This window comes from Nitrosospira sp. Nsp13 (assembly GCF_900101945.1).
Lineage (GTDB): Bacteria > Pseudomonadota > Gammaproteobacteria > Burkholderiales > Nitrosomonadaceae > Nitrosospira > Nitrosospira multiformis_D.
The window spans coordinates 62330-74425 of record NZ_FMVD01000010.1 but is presented as its reverse complement, the minus strand read 5'-3'; the positions used below and the strand labels follow the sequence as shown (position 1 = coordinate 74425).

Genomic DNA, 12096 nt, shown 5'->3' with positions numbered 1-12096 from the left:
TAATCTCTTCCTATATTGATAATTCACACTTCGGTAAAAATACTCGACAAAAAAGATCCTCAAAAAGCCTGCGTCGCTTCTTTACGCCTAAAATTGAACTACTTTGTAAACTGTTAAAAAACCGCTTTGATATTAAGGTGGGGCGCCTGCTCAAGCAGCAGCCCAAAGACAGTCACAAGCTCTACAGCCTGCATGCACCGGAAGCGGAGTGCATCGCCAAAGGCAAACACACCAGGAAGGGCTAGTGGTTGGCATGTGCAGCCTGCCGGGCAATCCCTACGATTGGCATACCTTGCACGCTGCGCTGCAGCAGATGGAAATCCTGACACAGCGCCAGCCGAAGGAAGTGTTCGTGGACCTGGGCTACCGAGGAGCCACCCCCAGCTGGTGTCAAGATCTACCACCGCAAACTCAAACGCCGCATCAGTACGCAGCTTAAGCGGGACATTCGGCGACACAGCGCCATTGAACCAGCAATCGGGCACATGAAAAATGATGGCCGGCTGCGCAGGAACTGATTGAAAGGCACAGAAGGCGACACCTTCCATGCCTTGCTCTGTGGCTGCTGCACAACCTGCGCATGATCTTGAGGAAGCTGCGGCTTCTTCTCGTCTGATTCTCGTTCGACTGCAGTGGCAAGCAGCGACTGATAACGCAGCACCCGCCGTCCTACAGTCGCCTACTCTTGAAAATCGAATTGTTCAGAGGCGACTAACCAAGGGTTATCAACGTGCAAGCACAAGAAGCGATATTGCCTGAGGGCCAATACATAATTGCCATTGCAAGCCAACGTACGCTGCAGGAGGATCGCTCCTTGATAGTCAGCAAACAACAAACCCGCCGAAGCGGGTCTGTATGGTGAAACTGGGAAATTTAATTATTTCTTCTGCCTGCGGGCTACACCGAGTCCCAATAAACCCAGGCCAAGAAGCGCGAGTGTCGCTGGTTCGGGAATAGTGACTGGGCGATCGCTGTATTCGCCAAAGGCGAAACCACTATCGGAACAGTTGGTTGAGCTTCCACAGTTCCCCGCCGTGGTGAGACTTTGCAGGTGGGCGCCCAATTGGCCGGACCCCGCATCGTTGGACTGGGCTACCGGGGCATTGGTAAACAATGCCGTGGTGAAATTACCCACATTGTTGGTCATGGTGAAGGTCAGGTTCTGACTGTTGGTGACGTCAGCTGCGTTGGGCGGACCCGCTGGATCCAGCGTTTCAAACATAAAGGTGGTCCCCCCCGCCCCCTGTACAGTTGCCGGCGAATTTACAGTCCAGCCTGTAGGATCAAAACCACTGAAGCTGTAGTCGCTTGCAAGCCCACTCATATTAAAATAGAACTCATCCAGCTTGACATCCGGGTGAGCGGGCGAATTGATGTCAATCGTCCAGAAGGCCTGGTTGGAAGTGGTATCCCCCGTAATGGTGACGTTCATAAACAGATTATCTGGGCTATCCGGCCGGATATCCCCTGTAAGCACGCCATCAATGGTGAACGGAATGGAGTGAGCCAAGGGTGCAGACAGTCCCAGGGCTAAAGCGAGTACAGAGGCGGATATATATGAAGATTTAGAAAAATGAGACTTTTTCATCGCAGACCCCCAAGTAAAAGGCTATATTAGGTATTGGTTTTCCCAACTAAATATAAGCAATTCACGTGCCAGATACGTAATCAGTTTCAAGTAATTAATTTTAATAGATTTTTTAATTTCACCTCAATTGATATTTGCATTACTGTAAAGATATCCGACAAGAAACGCAGGAAGCCTCCTTGCAGCCTAATTTGAACTACTAAGTTTTTTATTAGCGGTATTGTCTGCGTCACTAACTATCGCCAAAAATAGTTGGATTGCATTTTACTGACTTCCGAGGTCTTGGCTATCGGACTGAAGTACATCTTGTCGATTCAAGGAACGTTAATGCGAGGGCTGCTCGTGAGCTGGCAACCAGTCATTCGCGACACTCTGTAACGCTTTGTATGCCCGGGTGCCTGAACTCGCAATAATTGTACGTCAGGTATTGATTTTCCGGTTGAACAGGCTTGTCATATAGGATGGATTCGGTATCGGAATGTAAACAATTCCGACAAAAGCAGGATCGCAAATATGGGACCCTTATCCATTTTCAAGCGCCAGGGCAGCTCGGGCAGACCCAACAAAAACCGGCCCATGTGATGCCTGGGCCGGTTTTATAGCGCGAATCCGCTCGCGGTTGCTACTTGATTACCATTACATTTACGGAAGCAGACGAGGCATTGCCCGCTTTATCCTTCGCCACTGCCCGGATGGTATGCGTTCCAGCTGTGACACTATTCGTGCGGATATTCCAGTTGTAACCCAGCGTGCTCCCGCTTCCGGTTGCTTTCAGCACCCCATCGATATAGACGGTTTGCGTAATGCCCGCGGCGCCGCTATTGTCGGTGGCGTTTAAGCTGATAGCGACGTTACTGGAGATATTACCCGCCACCGGATTGATGATTTTTACCACTGGTGCTGTGGTATCTTTGGGAACCGTCACGGTTCCATTGGCCACATTCACCGCGACGGCGGCCGAAGCCTTGGAGTTGCCGGCCGCGTCGAAGGCATAGGCAACCAGATTGGACATGCCGTTGGGGGTGCCGGCCGAATTCCAGGTGAAGCCAAACGGCGCCGAGGTATCAATCGCAACCGTGGTGCTGTTGACCCGCAGTTCGACGCGGGTCACGCCCACGTTGTCGGTCGCGATCACATTCACGCCGACCAGCCCCGTCACCGTGGCGCCGCCCAGGGGGGCGGAAATGGAAACCGCCGGAACCTGGGTGTCTGCCGTTTGGGTAGCACCCACGGCGGCCTTTATCGCCCGTGCGGCATCCACTCGTCCATAGCCATAATAGGCATCGCGGCCGGCAGCACCCAGGTCAATCGCCGTGGAGTACAGCAGACTCTCGACCTGGGTATTGGGCAGCGTTGGCTTGGCCGCCATCATGAGCGCAACCACGCCGGCAGTAACCGGACTCGATACTGAAGTGCCGGAGACCGCCCCGTAACCCCCCCCCTTGCTCGTCGTCCAGATCCCCGTGCCAGGTGCAGCCAAGGCCACAAAAGTACCATAGCTCGACCAGCTGGCTCTCACGTCATTACCATCGGTGGCCGATACCGGAATCATCGCCGTGGTGGGAGTGAAATTCTCATTGATGCCGTTGTTGCCGGCGGCCACTATCACCAGTCCCCCCTTGCTCTTCATGTATTGCGCAGCACTGACTACGGTCGCCCGGCTGGGCTGATTTGCAAAGCTGATGCTGGCAACGCGGATGCCGCGGTCGGCTGCATAGATCAAGCCATTGGCGATCATGCTGGTATAACCGCTGCCGCTAACGTCGGTAACGCGAATCGGCATGATCTTCGATTGACCCGCCACCGAGGTCACTCCTATACCATTGTTGCCGGCCGCGGCGGCCGCGCCTGCGACTTTGGTGCCGTGGCCATAAACGTCCGAGGTATTGGAATTATTGTCGTAGAAATTCCAGCCCGGCACCAGCCGGTTGGCAAGATCGGGATGGGCGCTATCGACACCTGAATCCAGGATGGCAATCGTCACACCCGTGCCCTGAGAACTATCCCAGGCTGCGGGCGCACCGATTTTTGGCAGATGCCACGCGCTGCCATAGTAAGGATCATTCGGCACCAGTTCGGGCGAATCACGATAATCGGGTTCCGCCAACTTGAGATGCGGGTGGCGAGCCAGCCTTGCAGCGATCGCCTTTTCCGAGGCATTGCCCGGCAAGTCCACGATGTACAAGTCGCTCTGCCCGATCTTCCTGCCCTTGCCGCCATGGGCGTCGAGTATCTTTGCCAGCTCCTTTTCCGGCAGCCCGGCGCGCGGCATCACCAGAATCCGTCCTTTTGCCCATGTTTCGGAACCAGCCGATCGCGACCCCTTGTCTTCCGGGGGTGCGGCGTTGGAAACCATCGAGGCTGTCATGCAACTGCTCAACACGAATGCCGCGACACCGTTCCGCCCAAGGATGCAACGCCGTGAGCCAAAAAAGCCAGAAAGAGTTAGTGTTGCGGCCCCCGCAGCCGGGCCCTCTATCCCGGCAGCAGGTAATGCACGTTTGTTAATATTCATCTCTGATTCCCTCTTCTCATTATTTCTGATTTTGAAAAATTCCACATGGGAATACCCTATGGAAGCACAACCGGCATAAAGCCCATTTCTTCTCGCCGCTTTTTTTGCCGTCTGTAATGACGATGTGAAAGCCGGTTGAATCCACTCGCCCCCTGATCCATTAGTCGATGGATGCAATGGAGCCCTGCTCGAAGACGGATAAACAGGCGGCTGACCCAGGGGATCGCTTCCTTGGTCAGCCGAGGCCCTACGCGCAACCTTTAACTATGACTGGACAGAATGGCCCTGAATGGACTTTTATGATGTCTTGATACTGATCCGGATCAAAAAATTCGGATCAGTCAAAGAACAGCTTGAATGTCGTGCACTCCCAGGAAACTATCTTGTATCGTCATCTTTTGAATCCTTCTTTTTTACTTTTGTTTTGTTACGGTTTCTGTATTTCTTATCTGTGATCGCTCCTTTGCACTTTAGCAAATGATCGGGCAATGCGATTGAAGCATTTATCATGCCAGAATTTATAATTCATATGGAACAATAAGTTAACACAAATCCTGGGGGAGAATAGAAAAAATTATGTAGCCTTCCAGCAACACAATATTGATGAGTTAATATAACCGATTGAAAAAATTGAATATGGCATGTCGTCAAATTGCGACAAACAGATATGCCATGACAGGTCCGTGAATACCGCCTTCCGCCGGAGTGATGCTATTAATATTTGTTCCGGGGTGGCTTACTGCGGAGTGATGCGAATGAATGTCCCTGTCACACTCGCCATGCCCGGTTCGGGCAGGGCTTCGATCCGTCCGCCATCGAAACGGACTTGCTGCGATTGCATTGCCGCCACCCAGTTAAGCCAGTCGGCGAACGGCACGGCGCTGAACCCTACCTGAACCTGATTCGCGTCCGTCGCGTCGAGGCTGACCAGTGCATGGGATAACCCCGCGGCATTAATCCGGGTTTGCATCAGCGTGCGCAAATCATCGGGTGATGCTGCCAGGGGTGGGGCTGCGCGCAGGCTTTCATGCTCGGACGCCTGTTGTTCGAGGCGGACTGACTGTGCCCGAAGCACCGGAACACTCGCACGCAGTTGGGTACGCGCCCGGTCCGCCTCCACTACCAGCCATAGATACAGGGTTATACTCAGAAAAATGGCCAGCAAAGCAATGGACATACGCTCACGCGGCGCACGCGATTCCCAGAGTTTAAGAATCCTTGCTCTCATGATGCCCTTAGATTGATGACAACGACTCCGGTCCCCGCTTCAGCGGGAACCGGGGGAACATCCACGCTCAGGCCATTTTCCCGCAAGCGTGCAACAATATGGCGCATTGCCGCTTCGTCGATGGCAGCGAGTTCCAGCGTCATCCGCGCATCCTCATAGGTAATGGCGCGCAAGCTGCCCGGAGCCGATTCCTTCAAACTCACCGCGGCCATTTCGATCATCGGCAGAAAATCGCCACTATCGGGTACGCCGGAAGCATGACGGGCCTCAGCGAGTTTACGGCGCATTTGCAGGACCGGGTCCACTACCGCGACCGCGTCGGGAAAGGTAGCACGAAACCGCGACTCCATTTGCTGACGCAATGCCCGCTGCTCACTGGCAAGCAATGTCCAGTCGGCGGCAAGCGCAATGGCATGGAGTGCCAGCGCACTCCCCACGATCCAGGCCGCCGGCCGCAGGCGCGCCGTCAATCCCGAAAAAATGCGCCCACGCTTGCGCTCCTGCAACAGGTTGACGCTGGCATCCGTGAGCCCCTTCCGCCAGTCCCAGTCTCCCCCGAGGCGGATGGTAACGCCGAGTTCACGCTGCCAGGCATCGATATCCGGCGCTAACATGCGTTCTCCAGCCGATTCGTCCGCTGGTGCCATTGTGTAAAGTACGATGGATACCGGTCTGGCCCTACGCTTCTCCGCGTCTTCCAGCATAAGCCGTAAAAATAGCGGAGGCAACGCCTGGCTACCGCAATCGGTCGCCGCACCTTCGAACTCGCCGGTGCGCACAAATCCTTCGCGGCCATCCCAGGCAAGACTCCATTCACCGGCTATCCACGGCAACAACAGTGTTTCACAGTACATCCCATCAACCCGCACACCCGCCGCGTCAAGCGCATCGAGCCAGTATTGCAGCTGTTTCCGGTCGACAACCGCAAGTACGTCGTCATCTCCCGTGAAACCGATCCAGCTTACCTGGTTGGCATCCGGCTCGCGCAGGGTTTCCTCTTCAACTGCAAAAGCCAGTATGGCGCTTGCGCGGCGCTTGGCCGCAGGGGGTAAACGGGCACGCGTAAGCAAAACCTGGGCGGCGGGTATGATCAACTGCACGCGCCCAGTGCGCCCATGCCTGGCGCATTGCAGCAGATCGGCAAGCTGTCCTTCGAGCGGACCCGCACCGGTGATGAGCGCGCGATCCTCATCCATACAGACCCAATCACATCTCAGCGATTCATCCGGAAGCCGGCAATAAATTCTAAGCAGGTTCATAGGTACTTGCGCCAGATGATGATGGGCCATCCAGCATCCACACGGGCAAGCAATACCATGCCTTGCGCCTGCGCCTCACCTCTCGTTACGCGCAGCGTCGCCATGAAATAATCGCTGCTTATGCTGACGTCGCTATCCTCCGCCACGGCACCCTCGGGGAGCCGGTTAAGAAAATCGGCATCATCGCGAAAATAGGCACGCTGGCGCTGCTCGACCAGCGTGCGCGCACCGTTGATCCCGAGGCCTTCTATCACAGCGGCCAGAACCTCCGGTGGCGCGGTATTCACGTTGATAGGGGTAAAGCGCGGCAGTGCCGTCACAAACGGGCGCAGGCGTGCGCGTACCGCGCTGTCAAAACCACGGACCAGCGCAAGCTCGGTCACGTCGGTTAGCGGCCGGTTGGAAGCAAGGTAAGGCGGATTCAACCCGAGATAGTATTCATCTTCCGTGCCCCCTTGCGGCTGGGGCGCGCTGTCGGCATCCATCCAGTCGACAAGCGCATCGGCGAGCGCCGCCGGCAGACTTAAAAACGCCAGCAGGCGCTTGAAGCGGACGAGATGTGTGGCGCTAATTTTCCCATCCTGCACCAGGTTATTGAGATTGAACATGCCCTGCTGGTCATCAATATGGCCAGCAAGCTCGCCTTTTTCGATGGGCATCACCGGCATTCGCAGAGCCCATGCTTCCCCCAGATGGTCGACATTGCTTAAGCGGCGATCATCGCTCAGTACGGCGCGCACCCAATCCACGCCGGCTTGCACCATGACCTGTGCCTGAACGTGCTCGTTCGTGAGCTGATTCTGCCGCATCCAGATACTCTGTGGGATGATAATCGCGGTTGCCGCCATGGTGGCAAGCGCAACAACACTCATGGCCAGCACGACCGCGACACCACGTTGCGCCGCTCTCATGGCATCAGTGGAAAATACGTTCGATTTCCTCGCCCGAGGCGAGCACGATACGCACACGCACGGCTTGGGGAATCGAAGAAATTGCGGCAATCGGCGAACCCGCCATCATGTCTGGCCAGATATTCATCCATAGTCGATCTGCATTGAGATATTGTAATTCGAGTGTGGCGACTCCGGCTAATACGGGATAGCGTTCCGGTTGCACGCCGGGCGCGGCATCGAGACCGGGCCATAGCCAAAGCTCGATTTCCTGTTTTTCGTTAAGCATGTAGCCGATCCGCCGCGCAGTATCCATGCCGTCGGTCGAGGCAAAGCGGCTGAATTCCAGATGCGGGGATGATACGCCTTCAGGCGTTGCCAGAAGCCTTCCATTCCACGCTGGTGCGGCTCCGGATGCAACCCGTACCGGACGTGGTGCCGCAAGTTGCATGTCACGCTCGAAGCGCATGAAGAAAGATGTGACACGCCGCCACTTCTCGGTCTCCTGCTGGACATATTCCCGCGCATCAAGTACCGCACCCAGTCCTCGATAGGACATTAGCGCCAGCAGGGAGAGGATAATCAAGGCGGTCAGCAGTTCGATCAATGTAAATCCATGGGACATCGAACCGGAAACGGATTTCATCCTAAATCCGGCAGTTGGACAGGGTGGACCAAGACGGTGAAGATCAGGTTTGGAAAATAATCTTTGTGGGTCATGACGTTAGATTAACGAATGAGCCGTCAACTGCCGGATTTAGGTTCATTGAACTATCCCCGGCGGCTGCGCCAGAAATCCCGTAAGCTGCGCAAGCAGGTAGGATTCCTGGGGGACCGCGAATACGAAAATATTGACCCTGCGAAAGGCCGGGTTGGACGTCTCACTGACTTCCTCACGCCAGATGAAATGAGTATTCCCCTGGCGTGCCGTACCCTGGTATGTGCCCGACGGCAGCCAATCCCCTCGCGCACGTTGCTCCGCCAGCAGATTTTCCGCAACCCAACTGGCGAACAGGCGGGAACGCAATTCGCCGACATTGCTGGTACCCTGTCCCGTGGCACGCAACGCCGCCATGAGCGCGACCGCGATAATCGCCAATGCGGCTAGGACTTCGATCAGCGTGAACCCGGTCTCGTTATTGCGGCGCATTTTTGCTATTTGCTTTGTCTGGTCCCGGCAACACACGCACCTCTCCGACCGGAGAACCGGCAACAGTACAATACTCCGCGCCAAGCGCCAGTTTTATGACGTAAGCCATGGTTGAACCCTGGGGACTGAATTCCAGCCGCATGGCGTCGTGTGCGCGCATGGTCTCGATTAGCAGGCTGGCAATCGTCATACCTTGTGGCAGTGTTCGCGCACGCAACAACTCATCGCCGCGAATTTCCAGCCATCCGGCATTCTCGCGATACCGCCAGAACCGATAACCCGAACCATCAGCGGTCCATGCAATGGGTTTGCCCGAGATGCGTGCCTCGATTCCGGCGAGATCAAGAAGCTGTGCCAGCCGCTCCGCCTCGACGCGAAGTAGCGCGCGTTCGTCCGGCCGTACGATGACGGTGACCAGACCGGCAAAAAGACCCATGATCACCAGCGCGACAAGCACCTCGATAAGCGTGAAACCCCGGCTTCCCTTTGCTGTGATCGTGGTGATCACGATTCTCGCCCACCCTGGAAATCTGGGAATCTTTGAATGAATCCCCCTTGCCTCCCTCGCTTTTTGGGAATCCCGTGGCGCAAAACTACCCTCCCCCAGCGGACAAACTCGTTGACTTATTCAGCGATTCCCTAAAGATTCCAGGAGCCGATATCAGCGTCATTGCCTTCTCCACCCGCAACGCCATCCGCACCAAAACTGAAAACATCAATCTCTCCATGTACACCGGGGTTCAGATACTGGTAGGGACTGCCCCACGGATCTTTGGGAAGACGCTCCACATAACCTCCCGCCTTCCAGTTGGGTGGTATCGGCGGAACGGCCGGTTTTGTCACCAGCGCCTGCAACCCCTGCTCGGTCTTGGGGTAGCGTTGATTGTCGAGACGGTAAAGCTTGAGCATCTGCATCAGGCTGGCAACGTCCTGTTTCGCAGCGATTATGCGCGCTTCATCAGGCCGGCTGATGATTTTTGGCACCACCATGACGGCGAGAATTCCGAGAATAACCACTACCACCATCACTTCGAGCAACGTAAAACCACGTTGCTTTTTAATCACGGTCTGCATCGACAGATTACCTTTACCAATTAAACGGAAAAAACAACATTCTGCATTATTTTTTCGTGTGCAGGGAACGGAATACCACCATAAAACGGGACTAGGAAACCCCTTTTTGTCGATTCCGGGTTGCCATGATGAATGCCTCGCAATTTTTGCGATCTGTTAAATTCAGTTGTTTCATGGCAATGGTCCGGCATCGATAATGCTCATATTCTACAGGTGTGAAGACTGTTCAGGGTTTCCTTAAGACAGATCTTAAAGAGCTTTAGTCTGGTCCCGGCATGCATCGGCCAAGGAATCTGGAGTAACCCCAAGCGGGCGTCCACGGAGGACTTATTCAGAGGTTCCCAAGTAATACACAGCCGAGTTTCTTTGTATCCTTCGCATCCTGATTCGTCTAGCTACCAGATAGCAGTACAGAGGCAAGGCTTTGCAGTGACTTTACAGGTGAAACTCCTCACATGTGGTGGTTCCATTTTTAATTTTAGAAGGAAACAATCCATTATGTTATTACCATCATTAACAGGTAAGCGCCTCATCAGGCATCTACTTATTGCAACCATAGCAGCCGTCGCTTCACCGGGAATCAGTCTGGCCGGTGGCAACGAAGTAAATTTTTCACTGACGGACAATCCCGGACGCTGGTTTGATACCGGCAATACGATTGCCGGCACGCGCTCGCTCGTGGTGGCGGCGCCCGGCGTGGAAGTAAAATTTTCAGGGGATTCGAATACGGTGCATACCAGGACCAGTGTGATTTTCCCGACCGGGGCCGTGGGTATGCCATTTAACACTTCGCCAAGAAAGGGTGGAGACAGTGTGATCTTGAAAACCCCCGGTTTGTATGTCTTTACGTGCAGTATCCACCCTTATATGTTTGGTGCCGTCATTGTCGATGATCCAAAGACAACCGGGCTGGATCTGGGAAACTCGATCAGTCTGATCAACGGCATTACGGTTCCCAGCAGCAGTGACTTGGCCACGCGTCTTCTGCGGACATTCTTTATTGCGACCAATCCGGGAAACTGGCAGAACTATGCGTCCAGTGCTCGCTGGCACGTAACCTACCCGAACGTCGATGTGCGTGTGGACAGTGGTGTAGTTAATCTCCCGACTGTGCTCAATGCCCGCTATGGGAATGACGTAACACTGGAGCCCCTTGGAAATCCAGGGGTGCCGGCAGTCGGTGAGATATGGGTGGCAACCCAGTTTGAAATGACTTCCGGAAAATCAAAACCAGGAACCATTTCCGCTTTGGACGGCACTAGCTGGCAAGTCACACGGAAGGTGGCGCTGCCGTCGATCAATATGAATAATGCGCACAACATGTGGGCCGACCGGGATCAAAATATCATTTACGCGACCCAGTGGTTCGACAGCAAAATGGCAGTATACAATCGCAAAACAGGCGCGTTAATTCGCAATGTGTCAGTGGGCGAAGCACCGGCGCATGTCATGACCCGTACGGATACCGATCAGCTCCATGTCACCAACAACGGCGATACCCGGACGGATTCGGTCATGGAGCTTGCACCCCTTGCGACCGGTGTGGAGCGGCGTATCGATATCGGACGAGGAAATGCTCATGCGCACTGGATGAGCCATGACGGGAAAAACATGGTTACCCCGAACGTGTTCACGGGCGATACGACTCAGTATAGCTTCAGTTCCAACTCGATCGAATCCATTCTGCCGGCAAGTACCCCCTTTGGTCATCCCATAGCCACGGGCATGATGCCGGATGCCAGCAAATACTATGTAGCCAATCTACTCGACAGCACCATGACAGTGATCAACATGAATACGCATGCCGTGATCAAGCGTATCAACCTGATCGCCAACTATAACCCCGTGACGGGCGCGATTTCCGGTCCCGCAGGAGCGCTGCCGATTCAAACACCAGTCTCTCCGAATGGGAAAAACATGGTTACCGCCAATATGCTCACCGGAACCATTACGGTGATCGATACACGGCCCGGCTTGACAACGACCGATACGGTGGTTGCAATGCTGGCGTGTGATCCGGGTTGCCACGGCGTGCAATATGGCGCCAAGCAAGGGGGCGGATACTACGCCTATGTTACGAGCAAATTCTCCAACAGGTTGCTTGTTGTTGACCCCGATCCAAATGGAGATGGCAATCCGTCCGATGCATCGATCGCAGGAAAAGTGGGGCTCTTCGCTTCCGCTGGCACCCAGAGCGATGCCACTGTTAGCGGTAACCGGGGGATGGGGGGTCAGGGTATCCTGCCTATTCCGATAGTCTACAATGGCTGGGTTCAGAACTTGCCCGCCTCCTGGAAAAGCCAGTTAACGGCGGCTCAGCAAAACCCTGCCCAGTAGCGAATTGGCAGCGGTACGAGGCATCATTTTACAGCCTGTTGCTCCGGGGAAGGAA

10 protein-coding genes and 1 pseudogene are annotated in these 12096 nt (G+C 54.8%); 2 read left to right on the top strand and 9 right to left on the bottom strand.

Annotated elements, in window-relative coordinates:
* Window positions 1-128: 128 nt before the first annotated feature.
* Window positions 129-630 (top strand): annotated as a pseudogene (locus tag BLO43_RS12095) (IS5/IS1182 family transposase); the annotation flags it as partial.
* A gap of 247 nt (window positions 631-877) precedes the next feature.
* On the opposite strand, the gene BLO43_RS12090 reads toward BLO43_RS12095, so the two are convergent.
* The 9 genes from BLO43_RS12090 to gspG all read right to left on the bottom strand — a co-directional run bounded on the left by BLO43_RS12090 (window position 878) and on the right by gspG (window position 9704).
* Complete coding sequence (locus tag BLO43_RS12090) at window positions 878-1588, bottom strand: PEP-CTERM sorting domain-containing protein (protein WP_090907268.1); 711 nt, start codon at window positions 1586-1588, stop codon at window positions 878-880.
* Window positions 1589-2210: 622 nt separating this feature from the next.
* Window positions 2211-4103, bottom strand: a complete 1893-nt coding sequence (locus BLO43_RS12085) for a S8 family serine peptidase (protein ID WP_090907267.1) — start codon at window positions 4101-4103, stop codon at window positions 2211-2213.
* A gap of 736 nt (window positions 4104-4839) precedes the next feature.
* Complete coding sequence (locus tag BLO43_RS12080; RefSeq protein WP_090907266.1) at window positions 4840-5331, bottom strand: type II secretion system protein M; 492 nt, start codon at window positions 5329-5331, stop codon at window positions 4840-4842.
* Window positions 5328-6620, bottom strand: a complete 1293-nt coding sequence (gene gspL, locus BLO43_RS12075; protein ID WP_090907265.1) for a type II secretion system protein GspL — start codon at window positions 6618-6620, stop codon at window positions 5328-5330. The genes BLO43_RS12080 and gspL overlap by 4 nt, the downstream gene beginning before the upstream one ends.
* Window positions 6587-7501 carry a type II secretion system minor pseudopilin GspK gene (gspK, locus tag BLO43_RS12070; protein WP_090907264.1) on the bottom strand — a complete coding sequence of 305 codons (915 nt, stop codon included), beginning with the start codon at window positions 7499-7501 and terminating at the stop codon, window positions 6587-6589. The genes gspL and gspK overlap by 34 nt, the downstream gene beginning before the upstream one ends.
* A 4-nt stretch (window positions 7502-7505) precedes the next feature.
* Window positions 7506-8126, bottom strand: coding sequence for a type II secretion system minor pseudopilin GspJ (gene gspJ / locus BLO43_RS12065; RefSeq protein ID WP_090907263.1), 621 nt, complete (start codon window positions 8124-8126; stop codon window positions 7506-7508).
* A gap of 117 nt (window positions 8127-8243) precedes the next feature.
* Window positions 8244-8630, bottom strand: coding sequence for a type II secretion system minor pseudopilin GspI (gene gspI, locus BLO43_RS12060; RefSeq protein WP_074633269.1), 387 nt, complete (start codon window positions 8628-8630; stop codon window positions 8244-8246).
* Entirely contained in the window at window positions 8617-9138 is a 522-nt protein-coding gene (locus BLO43_RS12055) for a GspH/FimT family pseudopilin (RefSeq protein ID WP_090907262.1), read from the bottom strand. Before BLO43_RS12055 ends, gspI begins: the two co-directional genes overlap by 14 nt.
* A 131-nt stretch (window positions 9139-9269) precedes the next feature.
* On the bottom strand, window positions 9270-9704 hold the full coding sequence (gspG, locus tag BLO43_RS12050; protein ID WP_074633275.1) for a type II secretion system major pseudopilin GspG: 435 nt from the start codon (window positions 9702-9704) through the stop codon (window positions 9270-9272).
* Between the two features lie 498 nt (window positions 9705-10202).
* Here gspG and BLO43_RS12045 point away from each other — a divergent pair, with 498 nt between their 5' ends.
* Window positions 10203-12041 carry a copper oxidase gene (locus BLO43_RS12045; protein ID WP_090907261.1) on the top strand — a complete coding sequence of 613 codons (1839 nt, stop codon included), beginning with the start codon at window positions 10203-10205 and terminating at the stop codon, window positions 12039-12041.
* The last annotated feature ends 55 nt before the right edge of the window (window positions 12042-12096 follow it).

Bases quoted from the DNA above. Each gene is read 5' to 3' on its own strand.
- BLO43_RS12090 (WP_090907268.1), bottom strand. From the start codon at position 1,588: ATGAAAAAGTCTCATTTTTCTAAATCTTCATATATATCCGCCTCTGTA.
- BLO43_RS12085 (WP_090907267.1), bottom strand. From the start codon at position 4,103: ATGAATATTAACAAACGTGCATTACCTGCTGCCGGGATAGAGGGCCCG.
- BLO43_RS12080 (WP_090907266.1), bottom strand. From the start codon at position 5,331: ATGAGAGCAAGGATTCTTAAACTCTGGGAATCGCGTGCGCCGCGTGAG.
- gspL (WP_090907265.1), bottom strand. From the start codon at position 6,620: ATGGCCCATCATCATCTGGCGCAAGTACCTATGAACCTGCTTAGAATT.
- gspK (WP_090907264.1), bottom strand. From the start codon at position 7,501: ATGAGAGCGGCGCAACGTGGTGTCGCGGTCGTGCTGGCCATGAGTGTT.
- gspJ (WP_090907263.1), bottom strand. From the start codon at position 8,126: ATGAAATCCGTTTCCGGTTCGATGTCCCATGGATTTACATTGATCGAA.
- gspI (WP_074633269.1), bottom strand. From the start codon at position 8,630: ATGCGCCGCAATAACGAGACCGGGTTCACGCTGATCGAAGTCCTAGCC.
- gspG (WP_074633275.1), bottom strand. From the start codon at position 9,704: ATGCAGACCGTGATTAAAAAGCAACGTGGTTTTACGTTGCTCGAAGTG.
- BLO43_RS12045 (WP_090907261.1), top strand. From the start codon at position 10,203: ATGTTATTACCATCATTAACAGGTAAGCGCCTCATCAGGCATCTACTT.